The sequence below is a fragment of the Pseudoalteromonas sp. MMG010 genome (assembly GCF_018100905.1).
Classification (GTDB): Bacteria; Pseudomonadota; Gammaproteobacteria; order Enterobacterales; family Alteromonadaceae; genus Pseudoalteromonas.
The window spans coordinates 36,065-53,703 of the sequence record NZ_JAGJEG010000018.1 but is presented as its reverse complement, the minus strand read 5'-3'; the positions used below and the strand labels follow the sequence as shown (position 1 = coordinate 53,703).

Annotated in this window: 13 protein-coding genes and 9 tRNA genes; 9 read left to right on the top strand and 13 right to left on the bottom strand. The window is 38.3% G+C overall.

Annotated features, from left to right (window positions below; all coding sequences use genetic code 11):
• Nucleotides 1-162: 162 nt before the first annotated feature.
• Nucleotides 163-238, bottom strand: a tRNA-Glu gene (locus J8L70_RS15075).
• Nucleotides 239-275: 37 nt separating this feature from the next.
• Nucleotides 276-351 (bottom strand) — tRNA-Ala (locus J8L70_RS15070).
• 768 nt (nt 352-1,119) lie between these two features.
• On the opposite strand from J8L70_RS15070, the gene J8L70_RS15065 reads away from it, so the two are divergent.
• The 8 genes from J8L70_RS15065 (at nt 1,120) to J8L70_RS15030 (ending at nt 3,646) form a co-directional block, all read left to right on the top strand.
• Nucleotides 1,120-1,195, top strand: a tRNA-Val gene (locus tag J8L70_RS15065).
• 38 nt (nt 1,196-1,233) lie between these two features.
• Nucleotides 1,234-1,309: transfer RNA gene (locus tag J8L70_RS15060), tRNA-Val, on the top strand.
• Between the two features lie 41 nt (nt 1,310-1,350).
• A tRNA-Val gene (locus J8L70_RS15055) sits at nt 1,351-1,426 on the top strand.
• Between the two features lie 17 nt (nt 1,427-1,443).
• Nucleotides 1,444-1,519: transfer RNA gene (locus J8L70_RS15050), tRNA-Val, on the top strand.
• Nucleotides 1,520-1,535: 16 nt separating this feature from the next.
• A tRNA-Val gene (locus J8L70_RS15045) sits at nt 1,536-1,611 on the top strand.
• Nucleotides 1,612-1,645: 34 nt separating this feature from the next.
• Nucleotides 1,646-1,721: transfer RNA gene (locus tag J8L70_RS15040), tRNA-Val, on the top strand.
• A 21-nt stretch (nt 1,722-1,742) separates the two neighbouring features.
• Nucleotides 1,743-1,818: transfer RNA gene (locus J8L70_RS15035), tRNA-Val, on the top strand.
• A gap of 196 nt (nt 1,819-2,014) precedes the next feature.
• Nucleotides 2,015-3,646 (top strand): tetratricopeptide repeat-containing response regulator, encoded by a 1,632-nt coding sequence (locus tag J8L70_RS15030; protein WP_211056401.1) that lies wholly within the window; start codon nt 2,015-2,017, stop codon nt 3,644-3,646.
• A 7-nt stretch (nt 3,647-3,653) separates the two neighbouring features.
• Here the strand turns inward: J8L70_RS15030 and msrB are convergent, their stop codons facing one another.
• The 11 genes from msrB to J8L70_RS14975 form a co-directional block, all read right to left on the bottom strand.
• Entirely contained in the window at nt 3,654-4,097 is a 444-nt protein-coding gene (gene msrB, locus J8L70_RS15025; RefSeq protein ID WP_211056400.1) for a peptide-methionine (R)-S-oxide reductase MsrB, read from the bottom strand.
• A 39-nt stretch (nt 4,098-4,136) separates the two neighbouring features.
• Nucleotides 4,137-4,577, bottom strand: coding sequence for a hypothetical protein (locus J8L70_RS15020; RefSeq protein WP_211056399.1), 441 nt, complete (start codon nt 4,575-4,577; stop codon nt 4,137-4,139).
• A gap of 27 nt (nt 4,578-4,604) precedes the next feature.
• Nucleotides 4,605-5,093 carry a DUF2919 domain-containing protein gene (locus J8L70_RS15015; protein ID WP_211056398.1) on the bottom strand — a complete coding sequence of 163 codons (489 nt, stop codon included), beginning with the start codon at nt 5,091-5,093 and terminating at the stop codon, nt 4,605-4,607.
• A gap of 11 nt (nt 5,094-5,104) precedes the next feature.
• A complete protein-coding gene (gene ligA, locus J8L70_RS15010) occupies nt 5,105-7,126 on the bottom strand; it encodes an NAD-dependent DNA ligase LigA (RefSeq protein ID WP_211056397.1) in 2,022 nt (673 codons plus the stop codon).
• Nucleotides 7,127-7,199: 73 nt separating this feature from the next.
• Nucleotides 7,200-7,928, bottom strand: coding sequence for a cell division protein ZipA (gene zipA / locus J8L70_RS15005; RefSeq protein WP_211056396.1), 729 nt, complete (start codon nt 7,926-7,928; stop codon nt 7,200-7,202).
• Nucleotides 7,929-7,995: 67 nt separating this feature from the next.
• On the bottom strand, nt 7,996-11,409 hold the full coding sequence (locus tag J8L70_RS15000) for an AAA family ATPase (protein ID WP_211056395.1): 3,414 nt from the start codon (nt 11,407-11,409) through the stop codon (nt 7,996-7,998).
• 66 nt (nt 11,410-11,475) lie between these two features.
• Nucleotides 11,476-12,207: an RNA methyltransferase gene (locus J8L70_RS14995; protein WP_211056394.1), complete on the bottom strand. Its 732-nt coding sequence runs from the start codon at nt 12,205-12,207 to the stop codon at nt 11,476-11,478.
• A gap of 223 nt (nt 12,208-12,430) precedes the next feature.
• Nucleotides 12,431-12,652 carry an EexN family lipoprotein gene (locus J8L70_RS14990; protein WP_211056393.1) on the bottom strand — a complete coding sequence of 74 codons (222 nt, stop codon included), beginning with the start codon at nt 12,650-12,652 and terminating at the stop codon, nt 12,431-12,433.
• A 140-nt stretch (nt 12,653-12,792) separates the two neighbouring features.
• The gene (locus tag J8L70_RS14985) at nt 12,793-13,662 is read right to left on the bottom strand and encodes an MYG1 family protein (protein ID WP_211056392.1); all 870 of its coding nucleotides are present in this window, start codon (nt 13,660-13,662) and stop codon (nt 12,793-12,795) included.
• 131 nt (nt 13,663-13,793) lie between these two features.
• Complete coding sequence (locus tag J8L70_RS14980; protein ID WP_211056391.1) at nt 13,794-16,034, bottom strand: EAL domain-containing protein; 2,241 nt, start codon at nt 16,032-16,034, stop codon at nt 13,794-13,796.
• Nucleotides 16,035-16,077: 43 nt separating this feature from the next.
• Nucleotides 16,078-16,542 carry a GNAT family N-acetyltransferase gene (locus J8L70_RS14975; protein ID WP_211056390.1) on the bottom strand — a complete coding sequence of 155 codons (465 nt, stop codon included), beginning with the start codon at nt 16,540-16,542 and terminating at the stop codon, nt 16,078-16,080.
• A 357-nt stretch (nt 16,543-16,899) separates the two neighbouring features.
• On the opposite strand from J8L70_RS14975, the gene cysZ reads away from it, so the two are divergent.
• Nucleotides 16,900-17,628, top strand: a complete 729-nt coding sequence (gene cysZ, locus J8L70_RS14970; protein WP_211056389.1) for a sulfate transporter CysZ — start codon at nt 16,900-16,902, stop codon at nt 17,626-17,628.
• Nucleotides 17,629-17,639: the final 11 nt, after the last annotated feature.

Here is a 17,639-nt window from a genome sequence, read left to right as displayed (position 1 = left end):
TAGGCCTCTAGACGATGGGGACGCAGAAAAATCTGTGTCACTAGGACGATTGATTAGTTAGACTCAAATCCTGAGTTTTAAGGTAATACGCTATACAAGTAAAGACTCGAGCTTTAATTGCTACGTTATTCTCTTGGTATATACCACAACTAATTAAATTAGTGGCGTCCCCAAGGGGATTCGAACCCCTGTTACCGCCGTGAAAGGGCGGTGTCCTAGGCCTCTAGACGATGGGGACACAGAAAACTGCTACCCTAGGACAGTGCACATTGTTTTGGTGGAGCTATGCGGGATCGAACCGCAGACCTCTTCGCTGCCAGCGAAGCGCTCTCCCAGCTGAGCTATAGCCCCAACTTTAACATCAATACACCTGCTCGCTTTAACGTGCTGTGTATCGCTGAGTGCGGGGCGCATTCTATGCAGTGCCCCAAATAAAGTCAACAGTTTTTTATCTAACTTTATTTAAATGATTTAATTTTCAACAAACTGGATAGAACACAAGCATTAAAGATTAACTTTTATCCATTTTTAAACGTAAGCCCTATTTACAACTCAACACACCTAACCAACTTAGGTGGGTATGAGCCCTACTCTATCTACCCTATTCGTTTATAAATAAATATTATGTGCTTTAAAGTAAGGAATGCCTATTTTAAAAGGTATACATTTATAAGCAATTTAAATCTAGGTGATGATTGATATATAAATTTCACTCATTAACTGCCCCTAGTGCAGTACTCAGTATTTATTTGCTGATTGTTTACCACTTGTTATTAAGTTAAATATAGTGGCTTTCGCCAAATCACTAAAAAAGAGATTAATATCGGCCTAAATAATGTAGCTGTTTAATACAGAAATGGCAGTACACATAATCACACACATTCATCTTTTACAGTTTACAAAAACGTTAAACAAAAGTACTGACGTTTGGTTGAGCAAATAACCTACCTATTTTAGCTGAGATACTTGCCTATAAAACATCCTCAATCACTGCTACGAGAACATATTTGATTATAAAAGCTTCACTCAGCACATTTTTATCATTCAAGTGTTGACACATTTCCAACTCTATCTATAATAGCGCCCCACAACAACGCAGCAATGTGTTGTTTTAGATATGGGTGATTAGCTCAGTTGGGAGAGCATCGCCCTTACAAGGCGAGGGTCACTGGTTCAAGTCCAGTATCACCCACCATAATTTAAAATATTATGGTCAATATCTAAGTTCTATACGGGTCGTTAGCTCAGTTGGGAGAGCATCGCCCTTACAAGGCGAGGGTCACTGGTTCAAGTCCAGTACGACCCACCATTTAACATTGTTAAATGTCGTGTAGAACAACAACGTAATATGGGTCGTTAGCTCAGTTGGGAGAGCATCGCCCTTACAAGGCGAGGGTCACTGGTTCAAGTCCAGTACGACCCACCATATTACACTATCTAAATGGGTCGTTAGCTCAGTTGGGAGAGCATCGCCCTTACAAGGCGAGGGTCACTGGTTCAAGTCCAGTACGACCCACCATTTAGATACTCTTTGCGGGTCGTTAGCTCAGTTGGGAGAGCATCGCCCTTACAAGGCGAGGGTCACTGGTTCAAGTCCAGTACGACCCACCATTTTATTGGTGAGTGCAAAGAAAAAAGATTATTTGGGTCGTTAGCTCAGTTGGGAGAGCATCGCCCTTACAAGGCGAGGGTCACTGGTTCAAGTCCAGTACGACCCACCATTTAATCGACATATTATATGTGGGTGATTAGCTCAGTTGGGAGAGCATCGCCCTTACAAGGCGAGGGTCACTGGTTCAAGTCCAGTATCACCCACCACATATAATAAAATCATACTGCCACTTCTTTTTATCTAAACGTTACAATATTAATCTATTTCATTGTTATCTTAGTTTTCGATATTATAGTTTTCGTAACAATTCTTTTTAAAGTTAAGCCGATACAACAAATTCCCTTGTAACGTATTAAAGGGTTGATTATAGTCTGTATAACGCATACTTAAGTTGCACCGTACATGCCAGCAAAAATATTTGATAAAGCAAAAATTCTCATAGTCGAAGAGCAACCATTGACTCAAAGCTATATGAAACAATCTCTTGAAAAGCTTGGCTTTAGCAAACTTTATTTTGCCGAACATGCAAAATCAGCTAAACAACAATGTACGACTGAGAAATTTGATATTATTGTTTGTTCGTTTAACTTAAGTAAACATCAAGATGGTTACCAGCTCTATGAAGAGTTAAGAGTAAAACAACTTATAAAACCCTCTACCGGCTTTATTTTCATTTCAGCTGAAACCAGTGGGACGCTGGTACACAGTGTTTTAGAATTACAGCCCGACGATTTTTTAGTAAAGCCATTTACCGTCAATGATTTAAAAATCAGAATTGAACGTATTTTAATACGAAAAAATGATTTATTAAAAATTTATACACTTATCGATGATCAAAATGATTCCAAAGCATTAAAGTATATCAATGCCACTCTTGAAAAAGCACAAGGTAATTACACCCCTATCCTACTGCGATTAAAAGGTGACATTTTATTACGATTAAATCGAGTGACTGAAGCTAAAGATTTTTTTAAATCCGTATTAAATATGCAAAATTTTGCGTGGGCTAAATTTGGCTTAATAGAAGCCTTAATCGAAAATAAAGAACATATCTTAGCCCAACGTATGTTAAAAACACTCATTGAACGCCCTGAAACACGTTTAATTGCCTTAGACTTACTCGGTAGGTTAGAAATTAAATTAAACCAATTTGAGCAAGCACAAACTTATTTAACGCAGGCTGCACAAATTGCACCGCGTAATATAAGCCGACAAAAATCGCTAAGTACCGTCTCTTTAATTAATCATGATTATGAACAAAGTTTTATGACTCAAAAAGAGATTGTTGATTTTGCCAAACATTCAATCCACGATCATCCCGACATCTATTTAAATGCCGCAAGAGCGGGTATCGACTTTGCGCTAACAACAGATCAAAGTGATCAAATACAACGAATTTCTCGTCAAACAAATCAACATTTAACGACATTAAAAAATCAATTTCCTAATATCTCAAACCAAGAACAAATTGATGTACTTAATGCACGCTTACATTATTTAAAAGATGAACATAACAAAGCAAAAGCATTAATTAACCAATTGCAAGATGATGAGCAAATCCGCTCAGTGGATGGTGCATTAGATAAAGCAAAAGCATTACATGAATTAGGGTTTCATCAAAAAGCACAAACATTGTTTACAAAGATCATTAGCCATTGTGAACGTCATTCACAAATCAGTGATAGTACTTATTTAAAATACATTCAACAGCAGCAAAATGAACGTCGAGATATTAAAATGGGGCCAAAGGAATTAAACAACCATGCTGTTACCCAGTTTAATAAAGGGCAACTTAATACCGCACTCGAAGCGTTCACTCAGGCTTTTCGAATCATGCCGCGTAATAACAGCATTGCATTAAACTTGTTACAGTGTTTATTTGATAGTGCGAGTCAACATGGTAAAACAATAAATTTAGCACTTGCCAAAAAATGCTATGCTTTATTAAGCAATGCATCTCTTGAAGAAGAACAAACTCAACGCTTTGATAAATTAGTAGATAAAGCAAATAAAATGAAGTTAAACCTAAGCTAATCGAGTATTAACTCACTTTTTTCATTGCTAAAGCATTAACGCAATAACGCAAACGACTCGGTGGTGGCCCATCAGGGAAAATATGACCTAAATGAGCATCGCACACATTACAAATCACCTCTACACGCTCCATACCATGGCTGTTATCTAATATATAAGCAATCGCAGAAATAGCCGCAGGCTGTGTAAATGACGGCCAACCACTGCCACTGGCAAACTTTTCATTGCCATCAAATAATAGATTGTCACAGCAAACACAACTGTATTCACCTGGCTCTAAAATATCACAACTGCTATTACTATTAGGATACTCGGTGCCTTTGTTGCGTGTGACATAGTATTGCTCAGGGGTTAGTTGGGCTTGCCATTGAGCATCCGTTTTTATCACTTTATGCTCAGCTTGAGGATTACCATGACTTGCAAAATGAATAATATCTTTCCACGTTAACATAACAGCCTCTAAATAGTTTTAATTAGTTATACGTTAGCATTAATGAAAATAAATTGATTGTTTTTCTGCTTCAGTTAATAGTCGCTGTAAAAAAATATCGAGCTCTTTTTTAGTGATTGGTAAGCTAATAGATAAACGACGATCGTTACTGCTATGTACAATTAATTCATTATTGTGAGTTTCTATTTTATTTATACTTTCAATAACTAACCATTGTGGTCCTAGCTTTTGATCAAAAAAACCGGCTAAACTAAACAACAATAAATGTTGTGCATCCCTTTGAATAAAGTGTTCGATCTTATTTCGTGCTTTAAATAAGGGCGTGATGCGATAGCAAGATGAAAGAAAGATGACTCCCCACACGCCTAATAACGCAATAAACCAATAATATTGCGTCAAATCTATGAGTAAAGCTAAAGATATAAGCGCTATACCAAATGCGCCTACACACAACATAATTTTTTTATTTACAGCTTCCATCGTGATTCCTAAGGAGTCGCTTAAACTTTATTTTTTATCGTTAGGCTCAGGCCAATCGTTAAAAAAAACAACTAAATAACGGCTTTTCACTAAATAGAGGGTCACCCAAAGAACCAGCACCATCTGCCCTGCTAATAAGCCTGAGAACTGATAATGACTATGTGCGGCTTGAATACTTAACCAGGTTAAATCTATAACCGCACATAACACTAATGGCCAACGCATAAAGCGCCATACCCTTGCTAATCGCTCGCTCTGTAAATGGGAGTCCCGAGGCCTTCTTAAACAAAACACCGCCAGCGGTAAAATAGCAATGGCACCAATCGCTACGGCGATAAAAAAGTCATTTTTCGTTCTAAAAAACAACGACATTAAATCAAGATCTGGGCGACGACTTAATGCCGCCACCGCCCAAATAAAATACCCTCGAAGTAACACTAATAAACTAAGGTGAAATGCTAAAGGCGTACGGTAGCTACCATACTTATCCCAGTACTGGGGTCCATATCGATTCATTATTACCTCAATCAACCATTATGAGCTACAAACAAATCAATGAGTTGTTGCTCGGTTAATACCTCAATACCTAAGTCTTGTGCTTTGGTTAATTTAGAACCTGCTTTTTCACCCGCCACCAAAGCATCTGTTTTAGCTGAGACACTGCCAGATACCTTGGCACCTAAATTCTGCAAGCGAGCTTTAGCATCATTACGGTTTAATGTATTGAGTGTCCCTGTTAATACATAGGTCAACCCAGCTAGCGGTTGCTCCTCTGTCGTGGCTACATTGATATCAGGCCAGTGGATTCCTTGCTCGATTAACGCATTGACCACATCGATATTATGTTGTTCGGTAAAAAAGCCACGAACATGGTTAGCAACAATGTCACCCACATCACTAACCTGTATTAAACTATCAGTATTTGCTGATATGATTTTATCTAATGTTAAAAAATAATTCGCTAGATTTTGCGCCGTTGCTTCACCGACTTCTCGAATACCTAAAGAGTAAATAAATTTTGCTAACGTCGTCGCTTTAGCGTCCTCTAATGCATGCACTAAGTTTTTTGCCGACTTAGGCCCCATGCGCTCTAATGACTCAAAGTGCCCTTGCTTTAAAATAAATAAGTCAGCAGGTGTTTTGATTAATTCACGGTCAACTAATTGGTCAACAATTTTATCGCCTAAGCCATCAATATCTAATGCTTTTCGTGATGCAAAGTGTTTAATCGCTTGCTTACGCTGCGCAGGACACACTAACCCTCCCGTACAACGTGCTACCGCTTCTCCTGCAACCTTTTCGATTTGAGAGTCACAAATTGGACACTGCTTAGGAAAAATAATATCACGAGCATCCTCAGGGCGTCTTTCTAACACCACTTGCGTTATTTGTGGAATAACATCGCCAGCCCTGCGAATAATAACTGTATCACCGACTTTAACTCCTAACCGCGCGATTTCATCGCCATTATGAAGTGTCGCATTTGAAACCGTAACCCCTGCGACAAACACCGGCTCTAAGCGAGCAACAGGCGTAATTGCCCCCGTGCGGCCCACTTGAAACTCAACATCAAGTAATTGTGTTATTTCTTCTTGGGCTGGAAATTTGTGTGCAATTGCCCAACGTGGTGCACGTGCAACAAAGCCTAAACGCTCTTGTAGGGCTTTTTCGTTAACTTTTATTACCACACCATCAATTTCATATTTAAGCTGTGCTCTGCGCGTTAAAATGTCGTTATAGTAGTCTAATGCGGCTTGTGTACCTGTTACTAACTTAGTTTCAGGGCACAAAGGAAGCCCCCAATCGGTTAATTTAGCTAACTGTTGATAGTGATCTTCAGGAATGCTGCCTTGAGCCACCAGCCCGGTGCTGTATGCGTAAAACATTAATGGTCTTTTCGCCGTGATTTTTGAATCCAGTTGGCGCAAACTACCTGCTGCGGCATTTCGGGGATTAACAAATACTTTCTCGCCGCGTTTTTGTGCTTGCTCATTAAGCTTGTCAAAACCGGCACTATCCATAAATACTTCGCCACGAACTTCTAGCTCAGCAGGGTAATCATTACCGCGTAATTTTAACGGCACATTGCGGATTGTTTTTACATTTTGAGTAATGTTTTCTCCGGTAAATCCATCTCCACGGGTCGCTGCTTGCACTAACACACCCTCGCGATAAATGATCGACACAGCAAGCCCATCAAGTTTAGGCTCACAACAAAACATCAGCTCATTCTTGCTCATCAAACGCTCTTTAATACGGCGTTCAAATGCGTTGAATTCATCTTCACTAAAGGCATTATCAAGCGATAGCATCGGCACTTGATGGTTTACTTGTTCAAACTTACTTAACGCAGCCCCCCCTACTTTTTGAGTTGGAGAGTCAGGCGTTAGCAATGCGGGATTTGCGGTTTCTAGCGCACTCAATTCACGTAATAGGCGATCGTATTCAGCATCGGGGATGCTTGGCGTATCAAGTACATAATAATTATAGTTATGTTGCTCTAAAACTTCACGAAGTTGAGTAATTTGTGCATCGGCGCTGGTAGACATTTGAACCTCAAAAATACATAAAAAAAGCCACTTTGACGCTAGCGCCCAGTGGCTTATAAAAACAAAACATTAATTAAGCTGAAAAAGCGCGAACTTGTTCAACATATTGACGTACACGATCTACGCTCATTTCATTACGTTCAGCATCTAAAATTTGAGCACCAAATTCATCCGCTAATTTTTTAGCTGCACTATGCAACATGTTAAATGCGCCAAGCCCATCCCCTTCGCAAGGTAAGGTCATAAATAAGCTCACGCCTGCGGTACTAAATTGTTCCATATTATCTATATCAAACGTACCTGGGTTATACATATTCACTAATCGAAATAAAATAGCACCTTGGCCTGCAGGATCAGTATGGCGATTAAAAAAACCTTCCTCTGAATACTTAAAACCTAATGTAGTAATACAAGGTAATAATTTACTGCCTTGCATGCTCAGTCCTTCTGGCATTTGAATATGTACAATAACAAAATCAGATACCGCCACATTGTCAGCTGACTCGTTTTCTGGCTCTGGGTCTGCCTCTGCGACAGGTTGCTCATCAATTGGTTGCTCGATTTCGTCACTTACTTGTGAAGAAAGTTCAATATCACCTATTTGTGGCTCATCACGACTTACTGAAACAGGTTCATTAAAATCGTTGTGTGCTGATTGGTTGGTATGCGATGATGGCTCTACACGTTCAAGTTGTTCATCAACTGAATCTTTTTTTCGTACAGACCATAGTCCATGTATTAATAAGCCACCAATAACAAAAATACTGATCACTATTAAAACCCATCTTAATTCTTCGGCCATCCCCTCACCTTTTATTTATTGTTATGCCTAAACTACAACTTATATCTATTATATAGAGCTGTAAAAATTATGTATGTGCTAATTGTACTGCTTGTTCTATATCTACCGCAACCATACGAGAAACACCTGGCTCAGCCATGGTCACACCGGTTAATCGGCCCGCCATTTCCATCGCAATTTTATTATGACTAATATAAATAAACTGCACCGATTGTGACATTTCTTCAACCAAACGGCAAAAACGAACGACATTGGCATCATCAAGTGGTGCATCTACTTCATCTAGCATACAAAACGGAGCTGGATTAAGCCTGAATATAGAAAACACTAATGATAATGCGCTCAGCGCTTTTTCTCCACCACTTAACAAGTGAATTGTCGAATTTTTCTTGCCCGGTGGTCTCGCCATTATACTAACACCACTTTCGAGTAAGTCATCACTGGTTAATTCTAAATACGCACTACCACCACCAAATACTTTTGGAAATAACGTTCCAAAATCATGATTAACTTGATCAAATGTTGCCTTAAAGCGAGTTTTAGTCTCTTTATCTATCTTATTAATAGCCGTTTCAAGAGTCGATAAGGCACTTGATAAGTCCTCAAGCTGGTTATCTAGGTAGTCACTGCGCTGCTGCGCTTGCTCAAATTCTTCTATTGCAGCTAAGTTGACTGCTCCTAAGTTAATTAATTCATTATTAATGTTCGATAATTTACTTTGCCACTGCGCTAAATTAATTGATTTAGGGAGTTTACTGAGAATGTCCTCTAAGCTTTGCTTTAACTCAGCCAGTGGGGCCAACGCAGCGTCGGCTTTAATGAGCAAACTTTGTTCTTCAATAGTGAGCTTTTGTAACTTAGCCTGCAATAATTGTAAGTCACTTTGCGAGTCTTTTAAGCGTGTTTGCTTATCACTGAGTAACGATTTTGCTTTAGCAACCTCTGCGTGTAACGTGTCTAGCTGTTGCTGTACATTATCTTGCTGTGCTAAATATTGCGCTATTTCATCACATAAGGTTAATTCAGGTTCAAGTAATTCGGCTAATTGCTGCTGTAAGTCTTGTGTAGTGTGTTCAACAGACAAGCACTCTTGTGATAAATGCGCTAACGTTGTTTCTCCTAACTGCCAATCACTGCGCGCTTTTTCTTCAGCTAACGTCTGTTGATGAACAGTCGTTTTAAACTGCGTTAATTGTTTACTTAAACGATTGTAGTCATCTGTACTTTTTTGTTGTTGCGCATTAGCCTGTGCTAATTGTTGCGCACGACTTTGCTGGTTTAAACTGGTTGCTTCGTAACTTTCACGCAGCTCACTCAGTTGTGTTTTTAGCTGTTCAATTTGGGCATCATAAGTGCTGTTTTGTGTGCTTAATTTTGATTTTTTTAACTGGTGCTGCTCGACATGCTCTGTCATCATATCAAAACGACTATTTGCTACCGCAAGGCGTTGTGCTAATTCATGAATCGCATATTTAAGTTGCTCCTGTTCATCTAGCAACGAATTATGCAAGGCTGATACTTCATCTAAGCTAAATTGTAGCTGTGCTAAATGCTGCTGTTGTTGCTCTAACTGCTGGGCTTTTTGCTGAATTTTTTTATGTTTAATTAAGACAGAGTTTTGCTCATTCGTATCGTTTTTTAAATGCCAGTTTCGCCCCGTTATCTCACCCTGCTTATTAATAACGGCAATAAATTGCGGGTTGTTTTTAAGTAAGCGAGTGTCTGCGCTCTCATGATAAGCAATAGCGTGTAGTAATTGCGGATAAACACCACCTTTTACTTTATGTGCTACAGAATGTGGTAATAATTCATCCTCTATCTTAGCGTCGCTTGGCCATACACTGTTTTGCGCCTCGCCCGGTTGTAATGTTAAATGCGCTAACCAACCTAATGCATGCTCAACCACCATTTCAAATCCTGGCTCCACCTCAAGTTGCGCAAATAGATTTTCATTTACATGTGTACTTTGTTCAATACCTACACTGCTGTTTAAGCCCGATATACTCGCTTTAAGCTCATTACACTGCTGAGTGCTTTGTTGTACCTGCTGTTGTATTTGTTGTTGTTTTTGCGAATGCGCTGATACGGTTTCTTCTATTTGCTTTAACTGAGTTTGCTTTACAGCAAGCTCAGTCGTAATGGCTTGTTTATTTTTTTGTTGCTCAGTCAATTGCGCTGTCAGCTGTTGTGCATCTAATTCGTTTAATTGGTTAATGACTTGCGCTTGTTGTTCATTTAAATGGGCAAGTGTTTGCTCTGTTTGAGTTAACTGATTTTTTGCAGACTGCAGCTCTAAGCATAAGGTTTGATACCCTTGGCTTTGAGTTTGATAGATATCTATATCATGCTGTTTTTGTTTTTCACTTTGCATCACTTGAGCCAATAATTGTTGCTCTTGTTGCGTTGCTAATACACTCTCTTTACCTATTTGCTCTAGTGCATCACTTAACTGCTGACAAACACGTTGCTGCTGCTCTTTTTCTTCATCAGCTTGGATTTGGCGCTGTTCAAGCTTCATTAAATTTTGCTTTAAAGCATTTTGTTGTTGCTTGTTACTGATCCTTTGCTGCTCTGCACGAGTTAACTCGGTGTGTATTTTATGTTGTTGGTGCTGTGCGTCGCTTAATTTATCTTGCTGTGTTTGTAATTGCGTCTCAAGGCTTGCTAGCACATCATCGTGACCTAAATGCGCAGTTTCAAAAAATGCTATCTGTTTATTTAATTGGGTTATTTTTTTACTTTTTTCGAGTTGTTGCTGATGTAGGCCTTGCCATTTTAAAACGGCAATTTGCGCTTTTAAAGTTCGTTCTTGGGCTTTTAGTTCACGATACTTCTTTGCATCAATCGATTGTACTGCCAATTTATTTAGCTGTGTTTGAAGCTCTTTGCGCACATCAAGTAAGCGTTCTGTGTTTTCTCGGGTGCTTTTTATTCGTGTTTGTGTTTCTTTACGACGCTCTTTATATTTAGAGACACCCGCAGCTTCTTCTAAAAACACTCTAAGTTCTTGTGGTTTGCTCTCAATAAGGCGCGAAATCATGCCTTGCTCAATGATTGCGTAACTACGAGGCCCTAAGCCTGTCCCTAAAAATATATCCGTAATATCACGCTTACGGCATTTACTTCCATTTAAGTAATAAAATGATTGGCCATCACGACTAACTAAACGCTTAATCGCCACTTGATTTCTATCAGCAAAGGTATTGGGTAAACGCCCTTGTGTATTATCAAAAATAAGTTCTACTGAGGCTTGTGATATGGCTTTACGATTAGTGGAGCCATTAAAGATAACATCGGTCATGGCATCGCCACGCAGATTTTTCGCAGAGCTCTCGCCTAGGACCCAGCGTACTGCATCAATCACATTTGATTTGCCACAACCATTAGGGCCAACGACACACGTCATTTGATCAGGAAAAGGGATTTTAGTGGGCTCAACAAACGATTTAAAGCCCGCTAACTTTATAGTGCTTAAGCGCATTAGATTGTTAGTACCACTATTTTTTTATTATTTGCAGACACACTGTAACTCAAAAACGGTTACGCGTTAAATTTGGCGTTTAAAATTATCTAAGATAATACCGGTTGCCATCGCCACATTAAGTGACTCAGCGGCACCATAAGCAGGTATGGTTATTTTATGACTAACAAATTTTTCGCACAATGGACGAATTCCATGCGACTCACTCCCCATCAGTAACACTGCATTTTGGGTAAATTGTGTGGTATGAACACTTTCACCATTTAAAAATGCACCATAAATAGGGCTAGTAATATTTTGCAAATACTCTAGCAAATCAACTTGGCTTACTTGCACTCTAACAAATGAGCCCATCGTTGCGCTAATGACTTTAGGGTTATAAGGATCAGCACTGTCTTGGCTGGCCACAATATGTTTTATACCGTACCAATCAGCAACACGAATAATAGTCCCTAAATTACCAGGGTCAGAGACACCGTCTAACGCTAAGATTAACCCTTCATTGCGAGGTAGCTGCACCGAAGGCATATCAACAATCGCAATGGCGGCATTATTAGAAACTAACGTACTGACCTTAGTGAGCTGCTCTTGATCCGCTGCAATAAAATTAAGCGAGCTATATTCGCTTTGGTATCGATCAATAAAGGTATCGGTAGCAAACACGGTGTTGCATGTTATTGGGCTGTTTAATAACTCAAGGACATTTTTTTCACCTTGTACTAAGTATTGATTATATTGCTTTCGATATTTTTTTTGACCAAGCTGGCGAATAAGCTTGAGTTGGTTTTTTGAAATCATAACAGCCTCATTTATTTATGAGCCACAGTATAACAGATATATTTTACAATTCTGAACAGCAAAGTCTTATGTGATATATAAACGCTGAATAGTTAAGCAGTTAAGGTGATTTAATTTAAAAAGGCAGTTCGAAAAGAGAAAAATACTGGCAAGAGAATAAAGGGGGGAGGTAATAAAAGCTTCTATCCAATATTAATAGAAGCTTAAATATAAACGCACATTTTTAGTTCAGTAAACCATTTAGTGCGTTTTTCATTACTTGCTTTTGAGCTTGGGCAGCATTTTTACATTGATCGCCCACGATCTCTTTACCTTCCATTTCGGCTTTCATACATGATTCAATCGCCTCGGCTAGCTTTTGTGGATCATCGACATAATCTTGTACTGATGGCGAACACGCACTTAATAATAAGACGGTTGGGATAATACATAATAATTTTTTCATTGTTGTGCCTTTCCTTGTTTTGTAACATTACTTTATAAACTGACGATAAAAATCAGTTATTTAACTAAATAGCTTCGATTTAAACAGTAACGGCAATATTCCTAATAAGCAATTATATTATTAACCGGCTTATATTGAGCCTACTGATTTAATGCCATTTCAGCTAATTTTAGTGTACTTTCTCGTGAGCGAGTCCCGGCGATAAATAAACCATTATGACAAAATACAGCATCTGCAATACCGGTGTGCGCTTGAAACTCTTCATCGGATAAGCCAGCCCACGAAGCAGGTAATGATTGCCTGTCTTCAAAAGATCCCGGTTCAATAGGCACCGTTTGAATAATCCACTGACCATTTTGAGAAGGATAAAGCATGTATAACGCTTCATTTGATAGCTGATGAACCGTTTTTTTCCAAGGAGTATACTGTTCAAGTTCGATTAAGCGCGGATCTGGGGCATTATCAATCGCCTTAGCAACAATGTCTTTAGCGTTAATACTGCCACGTGCTGATGCGATAAAACGCGTAAGCATAGTCACAGCAAAATCCACTGCTCTATCAAAGCACTGATCAAATTCGCTGGGTTCTTCCCATGTAGGATTAAACATAGAAATAGTTTGGCTTAAACTAATACCTGTCGCGACACCTTCGCCATAACCACAATCAATAGCATCGATGGTTGACACTAACCCGGCATCAACGCGATCAGCAACAGCTTGTTCATTATTACATAATGCTAAACCATAATGTTGCCACACTAAACCAAATGATGAGTAAGGAATACCATTTTCACGAGCGCCTGCTCCGCCTCGCTGGTGATGATCAAAGCGTCCAGTTTCGGGGTTATATTCACCGCCAACATCAATGACAATGTCAGCACTTTCTATTTTGGCTTTATCGCGTGTACGTACTAACTTGAAAGACGCTAAGGCATGTTTTAGTACGGCGATACTAAATACATCATCAGCATGAAAATTGCCGCTGTGGGTTACTACTGTTAACTCGGTCATAAACTACTACTTTTGCTAAAGATACGTTTCGTTATACACACTAAGATATATTTATAGTTCTATAACGCTATTTGGGCGATCTTATACGAAACACACAATAGAAACACCATTTAATCCGTATAAACTATTGTTTATTGTCCTAAATGCCACGTTAAATAGTTCGAATGACTCATTGGCTTGGCAATATAAAAACCTTGTACTGCAGTGATATCAACCGATTGTAACAATTCAAATTGCTCTTGGGTTTCAGCCCCCTCGGCAACAACCGCTAAATTTAAACTTTTACCTAGGTTAATAATTGTTTGCAAAATACTAAACCCGGCTCCCTTATCTAAAATTTTATCAATAAAGCTTTTATCTACTTTTAATTCATCCACCGGAAAAGTACTCAAATGCGCCAAACATGAATAACCAGTACCAAAATCATCAATAGAAAAAGTAAAACCTAATTGTTGTAATTCATCCATCTGCTGCACCGTACTTGCATTATCTACCGATAACATGGTTTCGGTAATTTCTAATTTAATTTGCGATGCAGAAATATTGAATTCATTAATGGTATTAAAAAGTGTATGCGGTAGTGTTGCAGAACTAAATTGACCATGACTAATATTAATTGAAATTTTGAAGGTATCGTCTATTACTTGCTTTTCATTTAACACCTGAAGCAAACTACAAATATCGCGTAGAACTATATTTTGCAGCGATTGTAATAAACCATATTGTTCAGCAATCGGTATAAATTCGTTAGGCGAAATAAGTCCTTTGGTTGGATGGATCCAGCGTATTAAAGCCTCTGCACCAATAACCTTTGCGGCTTTGTCAACTTGCGGTTGAAAATAAGCACAAAATTCATTGGCAGCAATCGCTCTTACAATATCCGACTCTATTTCTGTTTGGCTATCAAGTAAGCTCTGTAATGCAGGGTCGTAAAAATGGCTGCGATTACCGCCATTCATTTTAGAGCGATACATTGCAGTATCGGCATACTTTAAAATATTTTCAGGGTCTGAATTATTTTCGTCTATTAAACAAATCCCAATACTACAATTAACCTTAAAAACGAGCTCGCCCAATTTAAATTCATCGTTAAATGCATTTTGCAATTTATTAGCAACGTGTTCGGCTTCAATTACCGCTTGTTCATCGCCATCACCAATACACTCAAGTAATAATACAAACTCATCGCCCCCTACGCGTGCCAAGGTATCGATGTTTCTTATTGTATTACTCAGGCGACTTGCCACCTCAATTAAAATCTCATCGCCTGCACCATGGCCTAGAGAATCATTAATTCTTTTAAAGTTATCTAAATCTAAAAAAAACAAAGCGCCAGTTTTGGTTGTGGCTTTTACCACATCAACATACATGTTTAGTCTATCACTTAACATGCGACGGTTTGGTAAGCTGGTTAAGGGATCAAAAAAAGCTAATCGGTTTATTTCTTGCTCTGTTTTTTTGCGGACGGTGATATCTCTTGCGACCCAAACGATATGCTTTTTCTGTGGGTCTTCGGCCAAATAGTTATCTATACACGCAGTTCGCCCTTCGAAGGTCATAAACCGACCTTGAATCTCAAGATCGTATTCAAATATTTGCACATCATTGGTACTTAATGTTTTAGCAATCACTGACATAACAGCTTCTGCATCTTGTGATGGAAGCATATCGGTCACTTTTTGATTAAGCATTTCATTCACACTGCGATACAGCATATCGTTTGAAGAGCCGTAAATATCTATATACTCTCCTTCTTCACTGAGAATAAGTGATAAATCTGGCATCACCTTGGTAAACGCGGCAAATTTATTATTGCTTTGTGTTAAATTTGCAATCAACCTTTTTACTTTTTCTGACTCTGAATTTTTTTCTAGTGCAATGCTGGTAAAGTGGGCAAAAAAATCAATTAACTCTAACTCTTGATGGGTCGGGACTCTAGGCTCGCTATGATAAACCGCAATGGTACCAAGCAACTCAGCAGCTGAAGAAATAATAGGCGTAGACCAACACGCTTTAAGTTGATATTGATCCGCTAAAGGCTGAAAATTCTGCCATAAAACAGAGGTCGTAATATCATCAACAATGACCTGTTTTTTTAAAAAAGCCGCGGTTCCACAAGACCCAACATTATTTCCAATTTTAATCCCGTTAATGGCCTGTCTATAGCCTGGGTGAATGTGAGGACCTGCGCAATGAAAAAGTTGCTCACCACTTAATGAAAGAATAGAGCACTTCGCAGTTTCTGAATTAAAAATCTCTTCAATAGATAAGCAAATATCATTTAATACGGCATTAAGCGGTACACCAAGGGCTATCTGTGACAATATCATCTTTTGATAAGATAATAGTTTCTTTAGCCTAAGCTTATCCATATATCTCCTTTATTATAAAAGTTAATAAGCGATAAAATCAGAATCACTCTTTACTTAATCCCAATTCCATAAACACACTAAGTGGACTATCATCATAATCACCAAATTTGCCACAACGTACAAAGCCTAGATCTTCATATAAATTAATTGATTGAGTTTGTTTAGGCCCTGTTTCTAAGCGAATTAATGGGATTTGAGCATCGCCAGCATAATGCAATAAATTTTGCATAATACGTCGTGAAAGACCTTTTCCACGATAACTAGGTTTTACATATAAGCGTCTAATTTCGCCATATAAGACGTTATCAAACTGCTTTACTATTGCTCCGCATGCAATAATTCCATCTTCATTTTTTAACCCTATTGCGTGCACATTTGGCGAGCTAAGTTCTGATAAGGTAAGCGACTGCGCTGTGGCAACCGGATATAATGAATTAATTAACCGGTCAATATCATCAAATACAGCAATTACATGTGGATCATTTGGCGTTAAATCAACCAACTGCATAAACATTCCTTTTTATTATTATATGTACCTAAGATAGTATAAATTCGAGTCAAAATAACCTAGTTTTTTTTCTTTAAAATAAAATAATACTTTTTCACTATAACATAACTAAGAAATTTTTATCCGAAATAATTAAAGGTTAAGCCATATGAAAATAAAATATCGTGGCGGCCTCAGTGCCTATGTCGGCATTTAATCAATAACGCAGTGTCTATTAAATAAAACACACCTGTATATTTATTTTAAACTCACAGCTTTGCACCCTACCTGTTAAACACTTTGTTACCTAAAATATCTGTTCAAAAAAAATAAGCGACTTATACTGGTCGTTATAATGAAATTGATCCGAGGTTAGTTGTGCAGGTTGTTCAAGGTATAGAATATTTTTTCTCTGGTTTTAAACTCATAAGTCAAAAGGGACTCAAACGCTTCGTCATTATCCCGCTATTGATCAACATTATATTGTTTGGTAGTTCGTTATTCTTTTTAGTTGGTTGGCTCAGTGATAGTTTTAATTATATCAGCTCTATGCTGCCAGATTGGCTAAGTTGGTTAGAGTGGTTAATGTGGCCGATTGCATTGTTAATTGTCTTATTTAGCTACACCATGCTATTTACGGTAATAACCAATTTTATAGCCGCGCCGTTTAATGGTTTACTCAGTGAAAAAGTAGAATTGTATTTAACAGGGCAAAAAATTAATGACGATAAATTTTCTGATATTATAAAAGATATACCGCGCATGTTAGGCCGAGAGTGGATTAAGCTTCGTTATTATCTACCACGCGCCATTGGCTTTTTTATACTGCTGTGGATACTGCCCGTTATTGGCCAAGTATTATGGGTATTATTTTCATGTTGGATGTTTGCTGTTCAATATAAAGATTATGCGTTTGATAATCATAAAATTGACTTCACTCAAATGAAAGACGATTTAAAAAGTAAACAAGGGCTTTCTTACGGATTTGGTTTTGCTGTTATGTTACTCACCGCAGTCCCCGTTATTAATTTAATCGTAATGCCTGTTGCCGTGTGCGGTGCAACAAAGTTATGGGTTGAAAACTACCGTAATAAATACCGCCCTTAATATAAGGGCTA

What these genes read in the sequence shown, in the direction of transcription:
- J8L70_RS15030 (WP_211056401.1), top strand. Translation starts at nt 2,015, where the DNA reads ATGCCAGCAAAAATATTTGATAAAGCAAAAATTCTCATAGTCGAAGAG.
- msrB (WP_211056400.1), bottom strand. Translation starts at nt 4,097, where the DNA reads ATGTTAACGTGGAAAGATATTATTCATTTTGCAAGTCATGGTAATCCT.
- J8L70_RS15020 (WP_211056399.1), bottom strand. Translation starts at nt 4,577, where the DNA reads ATGGAAGCTGTAAATAAAAAAATTATGTTGTGTGTAGGCGCATTTGGT.
- J8L70_RS15015 (WP_211056398.1), bottom strand. Translation starts at nt 5,093, where the DNA reads ATGAATCGATATGGACCCCAGTACTGGGATAAGTATGGTAGCTACCGT.
- ligA (WP_211056397.1), bottom strand. Translation starts at nt 7,126, where the DNA reads ATGTCTACCAGCGCCGATGCACAAATTACTCAACTTCGTGAAGTTTTA.
- zipA (WP_211056396.1), bottom strand. Translation starts at nt 7,928, where the DNA reads ATGGCCGAAGAATTAAGATGGGTTTTAATAGTGATCAGTATTTTTGTT.
- J8L70_RS15000 (WP_211056395.1), bottom strand. Translation starts at nt 11,409, where the DNA reads ATGCGCTTAAGCACTATAAAGTTAGCGGGCTTTAAATCGTTTGTTGAG.
- J8L70_RS14995 (WP_211056394.1), bottom strand. Translation starts at nt 12,207, where the DNA reads ATGATTTCAAAAAACCAACTCAAGCTTATTCGCCAGCTTGGTCAAAAA.
- J8L70_RS14990 (WP_211056393.1), bottom strand. Translation starts at nt 12,652, where the DNA reads ATGAAAAAATTATTATGTATTATCCCAACCGTCTTATTATTAAGTGCG.
- J8L70_RS14985 (WP_211056392.1), bottom strand. Translation starts at nt 13,662, where the DNA reads ATGACCGAGTTAACAGTAGTAACCCACAGCGGCAATTTTCATGCTGAT.
- J8L70_RS14980 (WP_211056391.1), bottom strand. Translation starts at nt 16,034, where the DNA reads ATGGATAAGCTTAGGCTAAAGAAACTATTATCTTATCAAAAGATGATA.
- J8L70_RS14975 (WP_211056390.1), bottom strand. Translation starts at nt 16,542, where the DNA reads ATGCAGTTGGTTGATTTAACGCCAAATGATCCACATGTAATTGCTGTA.